This window comes from Streptomyces griseochromogenes (assembly GCF_001542625.1).
GTDB lineage: Bacteria > Actinomycetota > Actinomycetes > Streptomycetales > Streptomycetaceae > Streptomyces > Streptomyces griseochromogenes.
On sequence record NZ_CP016279.1, the window covers coordinates 9,101,962 to 9,121,305 of the forward strand.

The window sequence follows — 19,344 nt, forward strand, 5'->3', positions numbered from 1 at the left end:
GCCCGGGGCGGAGCCCCGGGGGCGGTCAGCCGCCCGACGTGTCGAGCTCCGCGTCCTCGCCGAGGCCCGCGCAGTCGTACGGGTCCTTCAGCCAGCCGTCCGGCAGCACCACCCGGTTGTTGCCGGACGTACGGCCGCGCGGCCCGTCGGCGCCGGTGGGCCAGGGCTGGTCGAGGTCCAGCTCGTCCAGGCCGGCCCGCAGCTCCTCCAGCGAGGAGGTGATCGCGAGCCGCCCCCGCATCTCGGAGCCGACCGCGAAGCCCTTCAGGTACCAGGCCACGTGCTTGCGGAAGTCGATGACGCCCCGCGACTCGTCGCCGATCCATTCGCCGAGCAGCGTCGCGTGCCGGACCATGACGTCGGCCACCTCACGAAGAGCCGGCCGCGCGATGTCCTGCGTACGCCCCTCGAAAGCCGCCACCAGATCCGCGAACAGCCACGGCCGCCCCAGGCAGCCGCGGCCCACGACGACCCCGTCGCAGCCGGTCTCCCGCACCATCCGCAGCGCGTCCTCGGCCGACCAGATGTCGCCGTTGCCGAGCACGGGGATCTCCGGCACGTGCTCCTTGAGGCGGGCGATGGCGTCCCAGTCGGCCGTGCCACCGTAGTGCTGTGCGGCCGTGCGGCCGTGCAGCGCGATCGCCGTGACCCCCTCCTCGACGGCGATGCGGCCGGCATCCAGGTAGGTGATGTGGTCGTCGTCGATGCCCTTGCGCATCTTCATCGTCACCGGGAGGTCGCCGGCGCCGGAGACCGCCTCGCGCAGGATCGCGCGCAGCAGGTTGCGCTTGTAGGGGAGGGCCGAGCCGCCGCCCTTGCGTGTGACCTTGGGGACCGGGCAGCCGAAGTTCAGGTCGATGTGGTCGGCGAGGTCCTCCTCCGCGATCATGCGGACGGCCTTGCCGACGGTCGCCGGGTCGACGCCGTACAGCTGGATCGAGCGCGGCTTCTCGGTCGCGTCGAAGTGGATCAGCTGCATGGTCTTCTCGTTGCGCTCGACCAGCGCCCGGGTCGTGATCATCTCGCTGACGAACAGCCCCTTGCCGCCGCTGAACTCCCGGCACAGGGTGCGGAAGGGCGCGTTGGTGATCCCCGCCATGGGTGCGAGCACGACGGGCGGAGCGACGGCGTGCGGGCCGATGGAGAGCGGGTGGGTCATCAGAGGGCTCCGGGACGGATGTACGACAGCAGACAAGGATCCATTGTCCCTCACCCGTGGGACAGCTCCGCCAGCCGCTCCAGGCGCTCCTCGCTGTCCTCGTCGGCGGGGACGTAGGCGACCACCCGGTGGGCCGGTGCCTGCGGGGCCAGCCACATGTTGCGGTGCTCCAGACGGATCAGGCCGACCACGGGGTGGAGGTAGCGCTTGACGTGCGGGGTCGTCGGCGCGACCTCGTGCCGCTCCCACAGCCCGCGGAACTCCTCGGAGACCTCCAGCAGCCCGTTCAGCCGCTCCTTCCAGGCGGGCTCGGCCATGTGCTCGGCCATGCCCGCCCGGTACTTGGCGATCAGGTCCCGCAGCATCTCGTCCCGGTCGAGGCAGTCCCGCATCCAGCGCTCGCTGGTGGTCAGCAGCCACAGACAGTTGCGCTCGGCCGGGTGCAGCTCGGCGGGGTCGCCGAAGACCTGGGCGAAGGGACGGTTGGCGGCGAGGATGTCGTAGCGGGCGTTCTGCAGGGTGGCCGGGTAGGGCGCAAGACGCTCGACGATCTTCAGCGCGGACTTCGGGGCGAGGGTGCACTCGGCCTCGGTGCGCGGGTCGGCGGTCCCGGCGAGCGCGAAGAGATGGGCGCGCTCGGTCGGGTCCATCAGCAGGGTACGGGCGACCGCGTCCAGCACCTGGGCGGAGACATGGGTGGCGCGGGCCTGCTCGATCCAGGTGTACCAGGTGACGCCGACCGCGGAGAGGTGCGCGACCTCCTCCCGGCGCAGGCCGGGCGTACGGCGGCGGGGGCCGCGCGGCAGGCCGACCTGCTCGGGGGTGACGCGCTCGCGGCGGCTGCGCAGAAACGCGGCCAGCTCGCGCCGGCGGATGTGCCGCTCCCCCGGCCGGCCCCCGTGCCGCTCCTCGTCCTGCTCCCTCGGCTGTTCCGGCGCTGCGATGGTCATGACACCAAGGGTGCCGTCCGCCCGTAGCCCGGTTCCAGTTGGTGCCGATACCTGGATGAGCACCGACTGGTACCCGGCTGGGGGCTCCCGCAGGGTCGACAGCGTGACCACGACAACGACTTGTGTCCCGACCGCTGCCCCACCCCGCTCCCTCACTCCCCTGGGCCTGCTCACCCTCATGCTCGGCACGGCACTGCCGATGATCGACTTCTTCATCGTCAACGTGGCCCTGCCGACGATCGAGCGCGATCTGCACGCTCCCGCGGCGACCCTGGAGATGGTCGTGGCCGGTTACGCGGTCGCGTACGCCGTGCTCCTCGTGCTCGGCGGGCGGCTCGGCGACACCTACGGCCGGCGGCGGCTGTTCCTGTGGGGCGTGACCGGTTTCGGGCTGACCTCGCTGGCCTGCGGGCTCGCGCCCGACGCCTGGTGGCTGGTGGGCGCGCGGGTGGCGCAGGGTGCCGCGTCGGCGGCGCTGCTGCCCCAGGTGCTGGCCACCATCCACGCCACGACGAACGGCGAACGGCGCTCCCGTGCGGTGGCCCTGTACGGCTCGGTCGGCGGGGTGTCCGTGGTGCTCGGGCAGGTGCTGGGCGGCGTCCTGGTCGCCGCCGATCCCGCGGGCACCGGCTGGCGCGCGGTGTTCCTGGTGAACGTGCCGGTCGCGGTGGCGGCCTTCGGCCTCGCGATGCGGTCGGTGCCGGACAGCCGGGCCGAGCGGCCCGCCCGCGGCGACCTGGCCGGTACGGCCCTGCTGGCGGCGACGCTGACGGCCCTGCTGCTGCCGCTGACCGAGGGCCGGGCGGCGGGCTGGCCGCTGTGGTCGGTGCTGCTGCTGTGCGCGGCCCCGCTGCTCGCGTACGCCTTCCACGCGGTGGAACGGCACGGCGAGCGGACCGGCGGCGGCCCGCTCCTGCCGCCGTCCCTGCTGGCCGACCCCGGTGTCCGGCGCGGCCTGCTCCTCGGCCTGCCGGTGTTCATCGGTTTCGCGGGCTGGATGTTCGTGAGCGCGGTCACCCTGCAACAGGGCCTGGGCTACGGCGCGTTGACGGCAGGGCTGACGCTGGTGCCGATGGGGGTGGCGCAGTTCGCCGCGTCGATGCTGGCGCCGTATGCCGTACGACGGCTCGGCGGGCGGGCGGTGGTGCCGGCCGCGGTGGTGCACATCGCGGGCCTGGCGACGGTGACGGCGACCGTACTGCTCGGCCCGTGGCCGCATCTGAGCCCGCTCGCCCTGGCTCCGGGTCTCGCCCTGTGCGGTGTGGGCCAGGGCCTGGAGCTGCCCCTGTACTTCCGGAACCTGCTGGCCGCGGTCCCGGCGCGGCTGGCGGGCACGGGCAGCGGTCTCGCGGCCACGCTCCAGCAGTCCTGCCTGGCCGTCGGCGTGGCCACACTCGGCTCGCTGTTCCTGTCCCTGATTCCCGGCCTCGGCATGCGGGAGGCCCTCGCGGTGGTGCTGGCGTTGCAGGCGGCGGGGCTGGCGGGGCTCGGGGTGCTCGGTTTTCGAATGCCGTGACCATGTAGCGGTCATTAGTTAGACACACTATTGAAGTCGGCGTACGCTGCTGACATGCCCGAGCTGAGCCACCGCCGACGCCTGCTCGTGCTCGCGATCTGCTGCATGAGCCTGCTGATCGTGAGCCTCGACAACACCGTGCTGAACGTCGCGCTGCCCTCGATGCAGCGCGACCTGCACGCCACCACCTCCGGCCTGCAATGGACCATCGACGCATACACGCTGGTGCTGGCCTCGCTGCTGATGCTGGCGGGCTCCACGGCCGACCGCGTCGGCCGCAAGCGGGTCTTCATGGCGGGTCTGATCGTCTTCTCGATCGGCTCGCTGCTGTGCTCGCTCGCGCCCAGCCTCGATCTGCTGATCGTGTTCCGCATGGTCCAGGCGGTCGGCGGCTCGATGCTCAACCCGGTCGCCATGTCGATCATCACCAACACCTTCACCGACGCGCGCGAGCGCGCCCGCGCGATCGGCGCCTGGGGTGCGGTGGTCGGCATCTCCATGGCGGCCGGCCCGCTGGTCGGCGGCCTGCTGGTGGAGTCGGTCGGCTGGCGTTCGATCTTCTGGCTCAACCTCCCGGTCGGCGCGGCGGCCCTGCTGCTCACCCTGCGGTTCGTCCCCGAGTCCCGCGCTCCCCGGGCGCGCCGCCCCGACCCGGTCGGCCAGCTGCTGGTGATCGCCCTGTTCGGCTCGCTGACGTACGCGATCATCGAGGCGCCGGACTCGGGGTTCCAGGCGGTCCTCCCCTTCGGCGTGGTGGCGTGCGCCGCTCTGCTGGGGTTGCTCTGGTACGAGCCCCGGCGCGACGAACCCCTCATCGACCTGCGCTTCTTCCGGTCCGCACCGTTCAGCGGGGCGACCGTGATAGCGGTCAGCGCGTTCGCGGCGCTGGGCGGGTTCCTGTTCCTGTCCACGCTGTACCTGCAGAACGTGCGCGGTCTCGACGCCCGGCACGCGGGCCTGTGGATGCTGCCGCTGGCCGCGCCCACGTTCCTGTGCGCGCCGCTGTCCGGGCGGCTGGTGGGAAGCCGGGGGCCGCGCGTGCCGTTGCTGGTCGCCGGGTGCGCGATGACGGCGAGCGCGGTGCTGTTCGCGGCGTTCGGGGCCGAGACGTCCGACGTCACGCTGTTCCTCGGTTACGTGCTGTTCGGTGTCGGCTTCGGGTTCGTGAACGCGCCGATCACCAATACGGCGGTCTCGGGCATGCCGAGGGCTCAGGCCGGGGTCGCGGCCGCCGTCGCCTCCACGAGCAGACAGCTGGGGCAGACGCTGGGCGTGGCGATCGTGGGATCCGTACTCGCGTCCGGGATCGGCTCGTCACCGTACAAGGACGCGTTCGTCTCGGCCGCCCGGCCCGGATGGTGGATCCTCACGGCGTGCGGGGTGGCCGTGCTCGTCCTCGGGCTGGTGAGCAGCGGGCGGTGGGCGCGCGGGACTGCCGAGCGGACGGCTGAGCAGTTGGAGTCGGCCGAGGTCAAGGAGGCCGCCGTGGAGGCCGGGGCTCGTCGTTGACCGCGGGTCATTCGTGGCTGGTCGCGCAGTTCCCCGCGCCCCTCAGGGCGATGTCGTGCAGCTTCTCCAGACGCTCCCTCGACTCCTCGTCCGCCGGTGTGTACGTCACCATGCGCGGGCCCGGGTCCGGGGTCAGCCACAGGTCGGTGTGGTCCACGGTGACGCGGCCGACGTAGCGGTTGCGGAACTCCTTGCGCCGGGTGCTGGCGCCCACGACCTCGTGGCGGTCCCAGATGTCGCGGAACTCCGGGGACTGCGTGCGCAGCCGCTTGAGGAGCATCTTCCAGCCGGGCTCGGCGAGATGACCGGCCATCGAGGCGCGGAAGCGTGCGGCCATGAGGCGGTGGGTCTCCTCCAGGTGCACGATCGAGGAGCGCCACTGCTCGTGCGTGTACGAGAGGATCAGGCAGTTGCGGTCCTCCGCGGGCACCTCGTCCAGGTCGCACAGGAGCAGCGCGTAGGTGCGGTTGTAGGCGAGGATGTCGTACTTGCTGTTCTGCACACAGGCCGGGAACGGCTCTACCTGCTCCAGCAAGGCCCGCAGGGCGGGCGTGATCGACGGGCACCTCGTGGCCGGCGTCGGGTCGGTGGCCCCGGCCAGCTGGAAGAGATGGGCGCGCTCGGTGCCGTCCAGCATCAGGGTGCGGGCGAGGGCGTCGAGGACCTGCACCGAGACCTGGATGTTGCGGGCCTGTTCGAGCCAGGTGTACCAGGTGACGCCCACCGCGGACAGCTGGGCGACCTCCTCCCTGCGCAGGCCGGGCGTGCGGCGCCGTACGCCGCGCGGCAGCCCCACCTGCTCGGGGGTGATCCGCTCGCGCCGGCTGCGCAGAAAGGCGGCCAGCTCGTGCCGGCGGATCTCCGAGCCCCGCATCGCCGGCGCGGCGGCCTCCTGGGTCGTCGTCTGGGCCGTCGTCGTCATGTCTCCAGGGTGAGGCCGGGCGCAGACTGTTTCCAGGTGGTTCTGGTACCAGGATGCGGGGACTCGACTACCCGTTTACCGGCTCTCGGGACGAGGCCGGGCAGCGGCGCGATCGATCAGCCCCGGGTCACCGGTGCCTGCAGTTCCGTCACCCAGTCGTCGCGGTTCTGGGGGCACTCCAGATTGATCTCGCGGGGGTATCCGGCCGACCGGTAGCCGTTGGCGTCGATCCAGCGGTCCAGGGTCTGGGCGGTGGGAAGCACGGTGTCCATCGAACCGTGGTGCACGATGGTCGCCGCCTCGTCGAGGGACGGCAGGTCGAGAATCCGGAGGGTGCCCTCCCGCAGAGGGGCGGACACCTGGACGGCGGCGTGGACGCTGATCCTGCCGCCGCCCTCCGGGGCGTCCTCGTAGTAGGCGACGCCGGGGCCGGTGGGGGTGATGCCCGCCGAGTCCAGGCGCCGGAACAGCTCGTCGTAGAGCGGCCCGATGACCGGGCCGATGTCCTCGGGCCCGAAACTCGCGGCGGTCGCGGTCAGCTCGGCCACCCGCACGGCGGGGACGTTCTTGATGACGACGTCGTTCGTGGGCATGTGCCCCTCGCTCTCGATCGCTCGGAGCCTCGCCTCGACCTGGACCAGCCGTGCCCCCGCGGCCGCCATGGCGGTCTCCAGTTCGGCCCGCCGCAGCCGCAGCATGCCGCGCAGTTCCTCGGCGCCGACCATCTCGTCCACGATGTCCCGGACCTGCCGGAGGGTGAATCCGAGGTCCTTGAGCGCGATGATCCGGTTGAGGCGGGCGAGCTGGGCGGCGGTGTAGTGGCGGTAGCCGCTGACGGGGTCGACATGGGCGGGCCGCAGCAGGCCGGTCGCGTCGTAGTGACGCAGCATCCGGACCGAGACGCGGCCGAGCCGGGCGAAGTCTCCGATGGTGAACATGATGTCTCCGAGCTGACCGCCTGACACGGTGTGAGGGTCAAGAAGCCCCGCGGGGCCGCGAGCGACGCGTGCCCGTCACGTCTGGAGACGGACGGTCATCTCCACCGTCACATCGTCGCCGGCCGACAGCCCCTGCGGCCCCCGCACAGCGGTCTTGAGCGGCAGCAGGTAACCGCCCTCCTTGGGGAAGAGCGACGTCCGGAAGCTCACCTCGCCGATCCGGGCCTGGACCGGGATCACGCCCCAGCCGTAGCTGGCCATCGTGGCCACCTCACGGATGTCCGCGGACTCCTCCTCCGGCACGGGAACGAAGAAGTACGGTGACGGGCCGCGCCATTCGATCACCTGACCGGAAAAGACGAGTTCCATGACGTCGATCTCCTTGTTCGGGACGGCCGACCGTGGACTCTATCGGCTCAAACCTCACTCACCGGCCGTCCCCGACAGGAGCCAGCTGCCGGCTGAGCCGGAGCACGTCGTCCACCGTCCGGCGGTCGGTGCTTGCGGGGAAGACGGGGACGGGGACGGCCTCGGGGCCGATGAACAGGCCGGTCCGCCCGTCGAGTGAGGCGTCGGTGGCGGCGGCGACGGACGAGCGGGCGGCCACGGACGCCGGGCCGGCGGTCGAGCGTTCGAACTTCCGCCGGACCAGCGGCCACATCAGGCGCAGCACCGGGGAGACGATCCTGGGCGAGGTCATGGTGCCGTTGGTCATGTCGGTCGCCGCGCCGCCGGGGTCGGCCGCGAAGACCGTGATGCCGCTGCCGCGCAGACGCTCGGCCAGGTCCAGGGTGTAGGCGAGGTTGGCGAGCTTGGCCCGGCCGTACCAGTGGAAGCCGTAGTAGCCGCCGGGCGGTTCGACGGTGTCGAAGGTGCGCTTGGCGAGCCGGACCGCACCGGAGGTGACGTTCACGATCCGGCTCGGCCCGCCGGCCACGAGCCGGTCGAGCAGCAGCTCGGTCAGCAGGTACGGCGAGAGGTGGTTGACGGCGAACGTGGCCTCGATCCCGTCGACGGTCCGCTGCCGGTCCGCGAACATCGCACCCACGTTGTTGACCAGAATCTTCAGCGGCCCCTCGGCCGCCAGCCGGGCGGCGAGCGCCCGGACCTCGTCGAGCGAGGCGAGGTCGGCCGCCATGAACCGCGGCTCGCCCCCGGTCGCGACCTCGCCGATCCGCTCGACCGCGCGGGCGCCGCGTCCGGCGTCTCGGCCGACCACGGTGACGGCGAGCCCACGCGCCGCCAGTCCCCTCGCGGTCTCCAGTCCGATGCCCCCGGTCCCCGCCGTCACTACCGCCCGCTGCTCCATGGGTCTGCCCTCCGTCGGCATGCCTCGTCGATGAGATCGGACAGCTAATCGGATAGCAATCCGTTTCGATGCGGGCACGCTAGCACAACCGGATTACTATCCGGTTCGGGGAGGTGGCGGGGGTAGGGGCGCTGCCCGGTGTTCCGGTGTCGCTCGTGCCGGTCGCCGAACCGCCGTCAGCGCGGCGGGCGCAGGCCTTCGATGAGGACGTCGAGGTAGATGTCGGTGCGCGTCGGGCCGCTGCCGCCGGAGCGCACGGCGTGCTCGATGCCGCACAGCAGGCGGCGCAGGTCGCCGGCCTCGATGTCGCGCCGGATGGCGCGGACCCGGCGGGCGCGGTCGAGCAGGTGCGCGACGGCCCGGTCGAGCTCGGCCTTCAGCGCCGAGGTCCGCGCATCGGTGTCGCTGGCCGATTCGAGCACGGCGGCGAACCCGGTGTCCTCCAGCGCGTGCGTGAGGGTGAACCGCAGCAGGCGGTGCAATCCCGCGAGGGCGTCCTCGTCGTCGGCCGCGACCTGGGCCTCGTCGACCAGCTCCCGGAAGCGCTCGGCCGACAGCGCTTCCCACAGCGCGTGGCGGCTGGGGAAGTGCCGGTACACGGTTCCCACGCCCACGCCGGCGAGCCGGGCGATGGTGTTCAGCTGAAGTGAGTCGTCACCGGCGGCCAGTTGCTCGCGGGCGACCTGCAACACCCGGGCACGATTGCGTGCGGCGTCCGCTCGCAGCGCCGGCCCCTGCTCGCCCTTCGGTGTCACGGGCCCAGCATACGGGGCGGCTGGTCAGGGCCCGATGCTCCCCGACGGCGGGCGGGCTCGAAGCGACGGCCTGCGGAATCGGACGTTCCCGTGCGGAAGGCTTCCGGGAAGGCCGGGGGTGGGAGGCCGGGCGGATCCACGACGGCAAGGGCGGCCGCGCCTTGCGGATCGGGAAACCGGGGATCGAGCGGGACACGGGTCCGGACGTCGACACGGCCCGCCCCGACGCGGGTGCCCGGCTCCCGCGCGGCCCAACGGGAGCCTGTTTCCGGGTAGTTCTCCTACCAGGATCAGAACACTCTGGTACCAGTCTGAGGGCGGGCGCAGGCTCGGGGGCATGACACAGATCGTTTCGACTCCCGCCGTGCGTGCCCCGGTGGCGGCGCCCGCGCTGAGCGGGCCGGGGCTGTTCACCGTTCTGCTGGCCGCGGCGCTGCCGCTGGTCGACTTCTTCATCGTCAATGTCGCCCTGCCGGCCATCGGCACCGATCTCGCCGCGGGCGAGGCCGTGCTGGAGCTGGTGGTGGCCGGGTACGGCGTCGCCTACGCCGTACTGCTCGTGCTCGGCGGGCGGCTCGGGGACCTGTTCGGGCGGCGACGGCTGTTCCTCGGCGGCATGGCCGCCTTCGGGCTGACCTCGCTGGCCTGCGGGCTGGCCCCGGGTGCCTGGAGCCTGGTCGCGGCCCGGATCGCGCAGGGGGCGTCGGCCGCGGCCATGCTGCCGCAGGTGCTCGCCACCATCCAGGCCGCCACGAGCGGCACCCGCCGGGCCCGGGCCATGAGCCTGTACGGCGCGACGGCCGGGCTGTCCATGGTGGCGGGGCAGATCCTGGGCGGCGTGCTCGTCGCCGCCGATGTGGCCGGCAGCGGATGGCGGGCGATCTTCCTCGTCAATGTGCCGGTCGTCCTGCTGGGGCTGGTGCTGGCCGTGCGGTACGTGCCGGAGACCCGCTCGCAGCACCCGGAACCCGTCGACGGGCCCGGCACGGTCCTGCTCGCGGCGTCCCTGCTGACGCTGCTCGTCCCGCTCACCGAGGGCCGCGCGGCGGGCTGGCCGCTGTGGACCTGGCTGTCGCTGGCCGCGTTCCCCTTCGTGGCGGGCGCGTTCTACGCGGTGGAGCGGCGGGCGGACCGGCAGGGCCGGACTCCGCTGGTGCCGCCGAGCCTGTTCGCGGTGGCCTCGCTGCGGCGGGGGCTGGTGCTGATACTGCCGTTCTCGATCGGCTTCAGCGGATTCATGTTCGTCATCGCGCTGGTGCTGCAGCGGGGCGCCGGACTCGGGCCGGTGCCCGCGGGGCTCGCCCTCGCGCCGATGGCCGTGGCGTTTCTCTTCACGTCCCTCGCCGGACCGCGGCTGATCGCCCGCTACGGCACCCGGGTGATCGCCGTCGGGTCCGTCCTGCAGGGCGTGGGCATCCTGCTGATCGTCCTGGCCGTCTGGCGCGAGTGGCCGCACCTGGGCTTCGGCTCGCTGCTGCCGGGCGCCGCCGTCGCCGGGGCCGGGCAGGCGCTCCAACTCCCCAATCTGATGCGGATCGTGATGTCCGAGGTGCCGCCGGCCCGGGCAGGCGTCGGCAGCGGTGTGATGGTCACCACCCAGCAGTCCGCGCTCGCCCTGGGCGTGGCCACCCTCGGCACCCTCTTCCTCTCCCTCGTCCCGCACCAGGGCATGCGCGACGCCCTGGTCATCACGCTGCTGGCGCAGCTGGCGGGGATCGTGCTGACCGGGCTGCTCAGCCTGCGGCTGCCCCGCACGGTCGGCTGACCCGAGGAGCCAAGGGCACGGCTTGGCCAACACGCAGTGAACCACTCCCTGTTGATATTGGTCCTGCTGCACACTCCTTGCGGTCGGCGTGTGCGGGACTTCAGGAGGAGTGAGGCGTCATGCCGCAGGACAACAGCACGAGCAAGGTCAGCCGCTGGGACCAGCACGGCCGCGAGCATGTGGTCCGGGTGCAGCGCACGGGTGTACAGCGCACGATCAGATGCGACACCTGCGGCTGGCGCAAGGGGGCCCAGTTCCTGCCCTGGCTCAAGGCGGAGGAGCATCTGGCCGAGGCCCACCAGGCGACGGTGGATCCGGCCGGTGCCCGGCAGCCGTCCCGCTGAGTGCGGCCCGGCCGATGACTTCCGGCGGCAACAGGGGTCGTAGGGAGCACGACGACGGTCGACCGGAAGGTGCCGAGGACGATGACCGCTCTGCATGAGACCCTGCGCCGGTACGTGGCGGACCGAGCCGTGCCGGGCGCGGTGGCCCTTCTCGCCCGCGGGGACGACGTCGAGGTGGTGACCGTCGGCCACGTGGACGCCGACGGCTCGGCCCCGATGGCCCGCGACTCACTGTTCCGGATCGCCTCGATCACCAAGCCGGTGACCGCGGCGGCGGTGCTGATGCTGGTGGAGGAGGGCCTGGCCGGCCTCGACGATCCGGTGGACACGTGGCTGCCGGAGCTGGCGAAGCCGATGGCCGTACGGACGCCGTCCGGCCCGCTGGACGATCTGGTGCCGGCGGCCCGCCCGATCACGGTCGAGGACCTGCTCTCCTCCCGGACCGGCTGGGGCTTCCCCTCGGACTTCTCACTGCCGGCGGTACAGGCCCTGTTCGCGGTGCAGAAGGACGGCCGGTATCCGCAGGCCTACCCGGCGCCGGACGTCTGGCTGGCCGGGCTGGCCCAAGTGCCGCTGCTGTACCAGCCGGGCGAGGCCTGGCTCTACGGCACCTCCTCCGACCTCCAGGGTGTGCTGGTCGCGCGGGCCTCGGGCCGTACCCTCCCGGAGTTCCTGGCCGAGCGGGTCTTCGAACCGCTCGGCATGAAGGACACGGCGTTCGAGGTGCCGGCCGACCGCCGGGACCGGTTCACGACCAGCTACCGGCCGGGCCCCGACGGCACGTTGGAGGTCGCGGACACCCCCGACGGCGAGTGGAGCCGGCTGCCCGCCTTCCCGTCGGGCGGCGGGGGTCTCGTCTCGACGGCGGACGACTGGCTGGCGTTCGCCCGCATGCTGCTGGGCGCCGGCGAGGCGAACGGCCGCCGCCTGCTGTCGCCCACCTCGGTGAGCCGGATGACCAGCAACCATCTCAGCGCCCGCCAGCGGGAGATCGGCCGACTCTTCCTGGGGGGCCAGGGCTGGGGCTACGGCGCCCAGGTCGATGTCACCCCGGCCGAGCCCTGGAACGTGCCCGGCCGCTACGGCTGGGTCGGCGGCACCGGCACCACCGCGCATCTCGTCCCGGCCACCGGCACGGTCGCGCTGCTGCTCACCCAGGTGGCCATGGCCGATCCGACGCCGACGCCCCTGATGCGGGACTTCTGGCGGGTCACGGCGTAGGGGCGGCCAGGAACGGGTGCGCGGGCCGAGACTCGCTCACCCGTGCCGACCTGCGGCTTCTACCGGAACAGGAGGCTGTTGCGGCCTCGTTCGAGTGGCCGCTTCCGGGAGTCGGCACCACCCTGGGAGGGTCCATCGAGCGACAGGACGGGAGACACACATGACCTCCGTACTCCGCTGCGGCCGTGCGCTCGGCGCCGCTGCCCTGTCCGTGGCCCTGCTCTCCGGCGGGACGGCCGGAGCCTTCGCCGCCGGCCACGCGGCCGGCCCCGCGAGCACCACGGCCTCGATCAGCGTCATGGCCTCCAAGACCTCGGTGACGGCCGGTGACACGGTGACGTTCACCGGGCTCACCAAGGGCCTGAAAGTCGGCTCCCCGCTGGTGCTCCAGCACGAGAAGTCCGGCACGTGGATCCCCATGAAGGCCACCGCCAAGGTCAAGAACGGCAGCCTGTACGCCCTCTCCGCACAGCTCAACACGAAGGGCACCGAGAAGCTGAGGGTCGCGAGCGCGACCATGTCCGGAAAGGTCTACTCGCCCACCGTCACCGTGAAGGTGAGCTGAGTCCCCGTAGCAGCAGGTCCACGACGGCCGTGAACTCCTCCTCGACGCCGGGGCGGGTCCACTCCCGGGCGTAGCCGGGGTCGTGGAAACGGCCGGTGGCCTGGAAGACGGCCCGGGCCGCGGCGGCCGGGTCGGGCACCGCGAAGGTGCCCGACCCGGCCCCGTCCGCGATGATCCGGGTCAGCTGTCCGGTCAGATCGGCAAGGTGCTCGCCGACCACCGTGCCCATCTCGTCGGCCAGCACCGTGTAGGTCGCGAACAGTTCGGGATCGTCGCCCGCCTTGTGCCGCTTGGCCTCGAACAGCGCGGCGAGCCAGTCCCGCAGCCGGGTCTCCGGGGCGCCCTCCTCGGCGGCGACGATGCCGGCGAGCATGTGCGACGTCCGGTCCAGCCAGCGCTTGGTGACGGCCTCGCGCAGGGCGGCCTTGGTGCGGAAGTGCCGGTAGACGCTGCCATGACTGACACCCAGCGCGCGGGCCACGTCGACCACGGTGGCCTTGGCCGGGCCGTGGCGGCGCAGCACCTCCTCGGTCGCTTCGAGGATGCGCTCGGCGGTCAGGGTCTCGCTGGTCGGTGCCATGCTCTAGACCGTACCGGCAGCCGGGATCAGCGTTCGCTGTCCAGGTGTGCCATCTGCGCGGCCGGGTAGCGGTCGCCCGCCGCCGCGTCCGCCGGGACGGCCTCCTCGACGGCCGCCAGGTCGGCCTCGTCCAGGGTCACGTCCAGGGCGCCGAGCGACTCGGTGAGCCGGTCGCGGGTGCGGGCGCCGATCAGCGGCACGATGTCCTCGCCGCGGGAGAGCACCCAGGCGATGGCGATCTGGGCGACGGAGACGCCCTTCTGCTCGGCGATCTTCCGCAGCGCGTCGACCAGGTTCAGGTTGTGCCGGAGGTTGTCGCCCTGGAAGCGGGGCGTGTGGGCGCGCCAGTCGTCCGCGGCCAGCCGCCGGTCGCGGGAGAAGTGGCCGGAGATCAGGCCGCGGGCGAGCACGCCGTAGGCGGTGATGGAGATGCCCAGCTCGCGGGTGGTCGGCAGGATCTCCCGCTCGATACCGCGGGAGATGAGCGCGTACTCGATCTGGACGTCCGCGACGGGCGCCGTGGCCGCGGCCCGGCGGATGGTCTCGGCGCCGACCTCGCTCAGGCCGACGTGCCGGACGTACCCCTTCTCGATCAGCTCGGCGATCGCGCCGACGGTCTCCTCGATCGGTACGGCCGGGTCGAGGCGGGCGATCCGGTAGACGTCGATGTGGTCGACGCCGAGGCGCTGGAGGGAGTAGGCGGCGAAGTTCTTCACGGCGGTGGGACGGCCGTCGAAGCCGTTCCAGTCGCCGTCCGGGCCGCGCAGGGCGCCGAACTTCACGCTGACCAGCGCCTGTTCGCGGCGGGCGGCGGGCGCGGTGCGCAGGGCCTCGCCGATCAGCATCTCGTTGTGGCCCATGGCGTAGAAGTCGCCGGTGTCCAGCAGGGTCACGCCCGCTTCCAGGGCGGCGTGGACGGTCGCTATGGACTCGGCGCGGTCGGCGTCGCCGTACATCGAGGACATGCCCATGCAGCCGAGGCCGAGGGCGGAGACCTGGGGTCCGGTGGTTCCGAGCTTTCGGGTTCGCATCGTCATGCCGTCCACCCTGCCATGACAGCTGACAGATTTCAATATCTGTCATTTCAACTCTGTCATTCGCGATGCCAATTGGTCCAGACCTATTGACGAGAGGTCTGGACCACGAGCACTGTCATGCCTACGACACCTCACCGCACCCCCACCGGGAGGCCTCGCATGGTCAGACGTCTGCTCACCGCCGCGCTCACGGCGGCCGTCCTCGCCCCCCTGGCGATCGCCACCGCCCCCACCGCCTCCGCCGCCGACACCTGCGCCGTGAAGTCGCGCCCGGCCGGCAAGGTGCTCCAGGGCTACTGGGAGAACTGGGACGGCTCCGCGAACGGCGTCCACCCGCCCTTCGGCTGGACCCCGATCACCGACTCCCGCATCCCCGCACACGGCTACAACGTGATCGACGCGGCCTTCCCGGTCATCCGCTCGGACGGCACGGCACTGTGGGAGGACGGCATGGACAGCGGCGTGAAGGTGGCCACGCCCGCCGAGATGTGCGCGGCCAAGGCGGCCGGCCGGACGATCCTGCTCTCCATCGGAGGCGCGGCGGCCGGTATCGACCTGAACTCCTCCGCCGTGGCCGACCGGTTCGTCGCGACCATCGTCCCGATCCTGAAGAAGTACAACTTCGACGGCATCGACATCGACATCGAGACCGGTCTGACGGGCAGCGGCGACATCAGCCAACTGTCCACGTCCCAGGCCAACTTGATCCGCATCATCGACGGCATCCTCGCGCGGATGCCGTCGGGCTTCGGCCTGACGATGGCCCCCGAGACCGCGTACGTCACCGGCGGCAGCATCACCTACGGCTCGATCTGGGGCGCGTATCTGCCCGTCGTCAAGAAGTACGCGGACAACGGCCGGCTGTGGTGGCTGAACATGCAGTACTACAACGGCAGCATGTACGGCTGCTCCGGCGACTCCTACTCCGCGGGCACCGTGGCCGGCTTCACCGCACAGACCGACTGTCTGAACAAGGGCCTGGTGGTGCAGGGCACGACGGTCAAGGTGCCCTACGACAAGCAGGTGCCCGGCCTGCCGGCGCAGCCGGGCGCGGGCGGCGGCTACATGTCCCCGTCCCTGGTCTCCCAGGCCTGGCAGCACTACGGCGGCGCGGTCAAGGGCCTGATGACCTGGTCGATCAACTGGGACGGCTCGAAGAACTGGACCTTCGGCGACAACGTGAAGGCGCTTCAGGGCCGCTGAGCACTCCGCCCCCACCGGCTCCGGCAGCCGCTACCTGGCCGTGAGGGCGAGCTTGGCGCCGAGCGCGAGGAAGGATCCCGCGAAGGTCCGCCGCAGCCAGGCCATGACCCTCGGCCGGGAGGTGACATGGCTGCGCACGGAGGCGGCGAGGACGCCGTACAGGGCGAAGACGACGAAGGTCAGCAGCATGAAGACGCCGCTCAGCCCCAGCATGCGCGGGAGCGCGTGCGGCTCGCCGGGGTTCACGAACTGGGGCAGGAAGGCGAAGAAGAAGATGGTCAGCTTGGGGTTGAGCAGGTTGATCAGCACGCCTCGGGCGATCACCCGCGCCGCCGGGTCCGGTCCGCCGTCCTGCTCCACGGCGATCGCCTTCTTGTCCCGCAGCGTGGCCCACGCCATGTGCAGCAGATAGGCCACACCGGCGTACTTGAGGACCTGGAACGCGGTGGCGCTCGCGTTCAGGAGCGCGGCGAGTCCGGTGACGGTGGCGAGGACGTGCGGGACGATCCCGAGCGTGCAGGCGAAGGCGGCGACGACACCGGCGCGGCGCCCGTGGGAGAGGGCGGCGGCGAGGGTGTAGACGACGCCGGTGCCCGGGGTGACGACCATGACGAGGGTGGTCAGGAGGAAGGCGAGGCTCATGAGGCCACCCTGGCGCCCCGGACACCGACCGGACAGGGCCAATCCCGGGCCGTCATGGGAGACCAATTTCCGGACCAATTTCCGAGCCAATTTCCGGGCCAATTTCCGGCGGGAACCGGCGAGGTGACCGGCCCCGCAGACCCACGCCGACAACCGGCGCCGTCGCTTCGCTCCGTTGGACACGGTTCGGCGGTGCTCGGAGAATGGGACTGTCGGCGAGCGGTCACCGAGGCGGCGCCCGCCGTCGGCCGTGCGGTGCTCCCGCGCCGCCAAGGAGTCGCCATGAGCATCCGGATCGCCACCTTCAACATGGAGAACCTCTTCCGCCGGCCCACGGCCTTCCGCGTCACGGAGCCGGCGAAGCGGCGGGAAATCCTCGACGACTTCGACAAGTTGGTCGCCCTCCTCGACCTTGCGACGTACACGGACGATGACAAGAAGGAGATCGTCCGGCTGATCAAGAGGTACCGGGCGTACGCCATCGACCCGGAGAACCCGCCGCCGATCTTCGTCAACCAGTCCCGCCCGGGCAGGCACTCGGGACTCTTCGAGACGTCCGGCCCCGCGGACAACCCCCACATCGAGATCAAGGCGGGCGGCCGCGCCTCATGGACCGGCTGGGCCGAACTCGGGCAGGACGACCTCGACATGAGCGTGGTGCGGAACACCGGCCGGGTGGTCGCGGAGGTCGACGCCGACATCCTGCTGACCGTGGAGGTCGAGGACCGGCTCACTCTGGAACGCTTCAACACACACGTCCTGGCCGGGGCGCTGGGCAGACGGCCGTACCCGTACAACCTGCTGGTCGACGGCAACGATGCCCGGGGCATCGACATCGGGATCCTCAGCCGGCACCCGATCACGTCCGTCCGGTCCCACATCTTCGACACCGACCCGGACCAACCCGCCGACCGGCTGTTCAGCCGTGACTGCCCCGAGTTCGAGATCCAGCTCGACGGATCGCCGCTGGTGATCCTCGGCAACCACCTCAAGAGCAAGTTCCAGGACGACCCGGACCTCAGGCTGGCCCAGGCCAAGCGGGTCGCGGAGATCTACCGGGCGGCGGCGGAGCGCACCCCGCACGTCATGGTCGCCGGGGACCTCAACGACGACCCGGGGAGCGAAGCGGTCGCGGAGCTGGTGGACGCCGGTCTGCGCGATGTGATGAGTCACCGCGTCTACCACGGCGAGCCCGGCACCCACGGGACATGCGCCTCGTCCGAGGACAAGCTCGACTACCTGCTGCTCCCTCCGCCGCTTTGGCACGAGGTTCAGCACGTGGGCCTGGAGACCCGCGGGATCCACGCGGACGGCATCAAGTCCTTCGACACGGTGACGTCCAAACTCAACGAGGCATCCGACCACGCGGCGCTGTACGTGGACCTGGACCTGTGAAAGCACGTCCACCCCCACCCGACCTGGTCGGGTGGGGGTGGACGGAGAACCGGGACTTCGGACCTCAGCAGCCCAGCAGGCGGCTGGCGAGGTACCCCTCGATCTGGTCCAGCGACACGCGCTCCTGCTTCATCGAGTCACGCTCGCGGACGGTGACGGCGTTGTCCTCGAGCGTGTCGAAGTCGACGGTCACGCAGTACGGCGTACCGATCTCGTCCTGGCGGCGGTAGCGGCGGCCGATGGCGCCGGCGTCGTCGAACTCGATGTTCCAGTGCTGGCGCAGCGCCTGGGCGAGGCCCTTGGCCTTCGGGGACAGCTCGGGGTTGCGGGACAGCGGCAGAACCGCCACCTTCACCGGAGCCAGACGGTGGTCGAGGCGCAGCACCGTCCGCTTCTCCATCTTGCCCTTGGCGTTCGGCGCCTCGTCCTCGACGTAGGCGTCGAGGAGGAAGGCCAGCATGGTGCGGCCGACACCGGCCGCGGGCTCGATGACGTACGGCGTCCAGCGCTCGCCGGCCTCCTGGTCGAAGTACGACAGGTCCTGGCCCGAGGCCTTCGAGTGCGCACCCAGGTCGTAGTCCGTCCGGTTCGCGACACCCTCCAGCTCGCCCCACTCGCTGCCGCCGAACTGGAAGCGGTACTCGATGTCGGCGGTGCGCTTGGAGTAGTGGGAGAGCTTCTCCTTCGGGTGCTCGTACCAGCGCATGTTCTCAGTACGCAGGCCGAGGCCGGTGTACCAGTTCCAGCGCTGCTCCATCCAGTACTCCTGCCACTTCTCGTCCTCGCCCGGCTTGACGAAGAACTCCATCTCCATCTGCTCGAACTCGCGGGTGCGGAAGATGAAGTTGCCGGGCGTGATCTCGTTGCGGAAGGACTTGCCCATCTGCGCGATGCCGAACGGCGGCTTGCGGCGCGAGGTGGTCTGGACCTGGGCGAAGTTGGTGAAGATGCCCTGGGCGGTCTCGGGGCGCAGGTAGGCGACGGAGCCGGAGTCCTGGGTCGGGCCGAGGTGGGTGGAGAGCAGACCCGAGAACTGCTTGGGCTCGGTGAACTGACCCTTGTTGCCGCAGTTCGGGCAGTTGATGTCGGCCAGGCCGTTCTCCGGGGCCTTGCCCTTCTTCTCCTCGTACGCCTCTTCCAGGTGGTCGGCGCGGAACCGCTTGTGACACGCGGTGCACTCGGTCAGCGGGTCCGTGAAGGTGGCGACGTGGCCGGATGCGACCCAGACCTCGGAGGCCAGGATGACGGAGGAGTCGATACCGACGACGTCCTCGCGCGACGTCACCATGTAGCGCCACCACTGACGCTTGATGTTCTCCTTGAGCTCGACACCCAGCGGTCCGTAGTCCCAGGCGGCACGCTGTCCGCCGTAGATCTCACTGCACGGGAAAACGAAGCCACGGCGCTTGCTCAGGCTGACGATGGTGTCGATCTTGTCGGCGGCCACGGTGCTCTCTTCATTACGACGACGGGCGTTGAAGCGAGATGCTTCCAGCGAATGATTCAGGTTACCGGCGCAGGCTCCCCCACGGCC

Annotated in this window: 19 protein-coding genes; 8 read left to right on the forward strand and 11 right to left on the reverse strand. The window is 71.3% G+C overall.

Annotated elements, in window-relative coordinates:
* Positions 1–25: 25 nt before the first annotated feature.
* Positions 26–1,159, reverse strand: a complete 1,134-nt coding sequence (gene dusB, locus AVL59_RS39605; RefSeq protein WP_067314235.1) for a tRNA dihydrouridine synthase DusB — start codon at positions 1,157–1,159, stop codon at positions 26–28.
* Positions 1,160–1,209: 50 nt separating this feature from the next.
* Complete coding sequence (locus tag AVL59_RS39610) at positions 1,210–2,109, reverse strand: helix-turn-helix transcriptional regulator (RefSeq protein WP_079147216.1); 900 nt, start codon at positions 2,107–2,109, stop codon at positions 1,210–1,212.
* A 55-nt stretch (positions 2,110–2,164) separates the two neighbouring features.
* On the opposite strand from AVL59_RS39610, the gene AVL59_RS39615 reads away from it, so the two are divergent.
* The gene (locus AVL59_RS39615) at positions 2,165–3,625 is read left to right on the forward strand and encodes an MFS transporter (protein WP_099053202.1); all 1,461 of its coding nucleotides are present in this window, start codon (positions 2,165–2,167) and stop codon (positions 3,623–3,625) included.
* A gap of 54 nt (positions 3,626–3,679) precedes the next feature.
* On the forward strand, positions 3,680–5,134 hold the full coding sequence (locus AVL59_RS39620) for an MFS transporter (protein WP_067314237.1): 1,455 nt from the start codon (positions 3,680–3,682) through the stop codon (positions 5,132–5,134).
* 7 nt (positions 5,135–5,141) lie between these two features.
* On the opposite strand, the gene AVL59_RS39625 is transcribed toward AVL59_RS39620, so the two are convergent.
* The 5 genes from AVL59_RS39625 to AVL59_RS39645 all read right to left on the reverse strand — a co-directional run bounded on the left by AVL59_RS39625 (position 5,142) and on the right by AVL59_RS39645 (position 9,058).
* Positions 5,142–6,056 carry a helix-turn-helix transcriptional regulator gene (locus AVL59_RS39625; RefSeq protein ID WP_067314239.1) on the reverse strand — a complete coding sequence of 305 codons (915 nt, stop codon included), beginning with the start codon at positions 6,054–6,056 and terminating at the stop codon, positions 5,142–5,144.
* A 116-nt stretch (positions 6,057–6,172) separates the two neighbouring features.
* A complete protein-coding gene (locus AVL59_RS39630) occupies positions 6,173–6,994 on the reverse strand; it encodes a MerR family transcriptional regulator (RefSeq protein ID WP_067314241.1) in 822 nt (273 codons plus the stop codon).
* A 75-nt stretch (positions 6,995–7,069) separates the two neighbouring features.
* A complete protein-coding gene (locus tag AVL59_RS39635) occupies positions 7,070–7,363 on the reverse strand; it encodes a DUF1905 domain-containing protein (protein WP_067314243.1) in 294 nt (97 codons plus the stop codon).
* Between the two features lie 58 nt (positions 7,364–7,421).
* Positions 7,422–8,303, reverse strand: a complete 882-nt coding sequence (locus AVL59_RS39640) for an SDR family NAD(P)-dependent oxidoreductase (RefSeq protein ID WP_067314245.1) — start codon at positions 8,301–8,303, stop codon at positions 7,422–7,424.
* Positions 8,304–8,479: 176 nt separating this feature from the next.
* Complete coding sequence (locus AVL59_RS39645; protein WP_237281798.1) at positions 8,480–9,058, reverse strand: TetR/AcrR family transcriptional regulator; 579 nt, start codon at positions 9,056–9,058, stop codon at positions 8,480–8,482.
* Positions 9,059–9,395: 337 nt separating this feature from the next.
* Between AVL59_RS39645 and AVL59_RS39650 the strand changes: the two genes are divergently transcribed.
* From AVL59_RS39650 to AVL59_RS39665, 4 genes are all read left to right on the forward strand, one after another.
* Entirely contained in the window at positions 9,396–10,823 is a 1,428-nt protein-coding gene (locus AVL59_RS39650; RefSeq protein ID WP_067314247.1) for an MFS transporter, read from the forward strand.
* A gap of 119 nt (positions 10,824–10,942) precedes the next feature.
* A complete protein-coding gene (locus AVL59_RS39655) occupies positions 10,943–11,167 on the forward strand; it encodes a hypothetical protein (RefSeq protein ID WP_067314249.1) in 225 nt (74 codons plus the stop codon).
* An 81-nt stretch (positions 11,168–11,248) separates the two neighbouring features.
* Positions 11,249–12,388 (forward strand): serine hydrolase domain-containing protein, encoded by a 1,140-nt coding sequence (locus tag AVL59_RS39660; RefSeq protein WP_067314251.1) that lies wholly within the window; start codon positions 11,249–11,251, stop codon positions 12,386–12,388.
* Between the two features lie 160 nt (positions 12,389–12,548).
* Entirely contained in the window at positions 12,549–12,953 is a 405-nt protein-coding gene (locus AVL59_RS39665; RefSeq protein WP_067314252.1) for a hypothetical protein, read from the forward strand.
* On the opposite strand, the gene AVL59_RS39670 is transcribed toward AVL59_RS39665, so the two are convergent.
* Together AVL59_RS39670 and AVL59_RS39675 are read right to left on the reverse strand one after the other, a co-directional pair.
* On the reverse strand, positions 12,934–13,533 hold the full coding sequence (locus tag AVL59_RS39670) for a TetR/AcrR family transcriptional regulator (protein ID WP_067314254.1): 600 nt from the start codon (positions 13,531–13,533) through the stop codon (positions 12,934–12,936). The genes AVL59_RS39665 and AVL59_RS39670 overlap by 20 nt on opposite strands.
* A 26-nt stretch (positions 13,534–13,559) precedes the next feature.
* On the reverse strand, positions 13,560–14,570 hold the full coding sequence (locus AVL59_RS39675; RefSeq protein ID WP_067318305.1) for an aldo/keto reductase: 1,011 nt from the start codon (positions 14,568–14,570) through the stop codon (positions 13,560–13,562).
* 159 nt (positions 14,571–14,729) lie between these two features.
* On the opposite strand from AVL59_RS39675, the gene AVL59_RS39680 reads away from it, so the two are divergent.
* On the forward strand, positions 14,730–15,773 hold the full coding sequence (locus AVL59_RS39680) for a chitinase (RefSeq protein WP_067314256.1): 1,044 nt from the start codon (positions 14,730–14,732) through the stop codon (positions 15,771–15,773).
* A 30-nt stretch (positions 15,774–15,803) separates the two neighbouring features.
* Here the strand turns inward: AVL59_RS39680 and AVL59_RS39685 are convergent, their stop codons facing one another.
* The gene (locus AVL59_RS39685; RefSeq protein WP_067314257.1) at positions 15,804–16,415 is read right to left on the reverse strand and encodes a LysE family translocator; all 612 of its coding nucleotides are present in this window, start codon (positions 16,413–16,415) and stop codon (positions 15,804–15,806) included.
* Between the two features lie 282 nt (positions 16,416–16,697).
* Between AVL59_RS39685 and AVL59_RS39690 the strand changes: the two genes are divergently transcribed.
* On the forward strand, positions 16,698–17,810 hold the full coding sequence (locus AVL59_RS39690) for an endonuclease/exonuclease/phosphatase family protein (RefSeq protein ID WP_067314258.1): 1,113 nt from the start codon (positions 16,698–16,700) through the stop codon (positions 17,808–17,810).
* Between the two features lie 64 nt (positions 17,811–17,874).
* On the opposite strand, the gene AVL59_RS39695 is transcribed toward AVL59_RS39690, so the two are convergent.
* Positions 17,875–19,257 (reverse strand): glycine--tRNA ligase, encoded by a 1,383-nt coding sequence (locus AVL59_RS39695; protein WP_067314259.1) that lies wholly within the window; start codon positions 19,255–19,257, stop codon positions 17,875–17,877.
* Positions 19,258–19,344: the final 87 nt, after the last annotated feature.

Bases quoted from the DNA above. Each gene is read 5' to 3' on its own strand.
- dusB (WP_067314235.1), bottom strand. From the start codon at position 1,159: ATGACCCACCCGCTCTCCATCGGCCCGCACGCCGTCGCTCCGCCCGTC.
- AVL59_RS39610 (WP_079147216.1), bottom strand. From the start codon at position 2,109: ATGACCATCGCAGCGCCGGAACAGCCGAGGGAGCAGGACGAGGAGCGG.
- AVL59_RS39615 (WP_099053202.1), top strand. From the start codon at position 2,165: ATGAGCACCGACTGGTACCCGGCTGGGGGCTCCCGCAGGGTCGACAGC.
- AVL59_RS39620 (WP_067314237.1), top strand. From the start codon at position 3,680: ATGCCCGAGCTGAGCCACCGCCGACGCCTGCTCGTGCTCGCGATCTGC.
- AVL59_RS39625 (WP_067314239.1), bottom strand. From the start codon at position 6,056: ATGACGACGACGGCCCAGACGACGACCCAGGAGGCCGCCGCGCCGGCG.
- AVL59_RS39630 (WP_067314241.1), bottom strand. From the start codon at position 6,994: ATGTTCACCATCGGAGACTTCGCCCGGCTCGGCCGCGTCTCGGTCCGG.
- AVL59_RS39635 (WP_067314243.1), bottom strand. From the start codon at position 7,363: ATGGAACTCGTCTTTTCCGGTCAGGTGATCGAATGGCGCGGCCCGTCA.
- AVL59_RS39640 (WP_067314245.1), bottom strand. From the start codon at position 8,303: ATGGAGCAGCGGGCGGTAGTGACGGCGGGGACCGGGGGCATCGGACTG.
- AVL59_RS39650 (WP_067314247.1), top strand. From the start codon at position 9,396: ATGACACAGATCGTTTCGACTCCCGCCGTGCGTGCCCCGGTGGCGGCG.
- AVL59_RS39655 (WP_067314249.1), top strand. From the start codon at position 10,943: ATGCCGCAGGACAACAGCACGAGCAAGGTCAGCCGCTGGGACCAGCAC.
- AVL59_RS39660 (WP_067314251.1), top strand. From the start codon at position 11,249: ATGACCGCTCTGCATGAGACCCTGCGCCGGTACGTGGCGGACCGAGCC.
- AVL59_RS39665 (WP_067314252.1), top strand. From the start codon at position 12,549: ATGACCTCCGTACTCCGCTGCGGCCGTGCGCTCGGCGCCGCTGCCCTG.
- AVL59_RS39670 (WP_067314254.1), bottom strand. From the start codon at position 13,533: ATGGCACCGACCAGCGAGACCCTGACCGCCGAGCGCATCCTCGAAGCG.
- AVL59_RS39675 (WP_067318305.1), bottom strand. From the start codon at position 14,570: ATGACGATGCGAACCCGAAAGCTCGGAACCACCGGACCCCAGGTCTCC.
- AVL59_RS39680 (WP_067314256.1), top strand. From the start codon at position 14,730: ATGGTCAGACGTCTGCTCACCGCCGCGCTCACGGCGGCCGTCCTCGCC.
- AVL59_RS39685 (WP_067314257.1), bottom strand. From the start codon at position 16,415: ATGAGCCTCGCCTTCCTCCTGACCACCCTCGTCATGGTCGTCACCCCG.
- AVL59_RS39690 (WP_067314258.1), top strand. From the start codon at position 16,698: ATGAGCATCCGGATCGCCACCTTCAACATGGAGAACCTCTTCCGCCGG.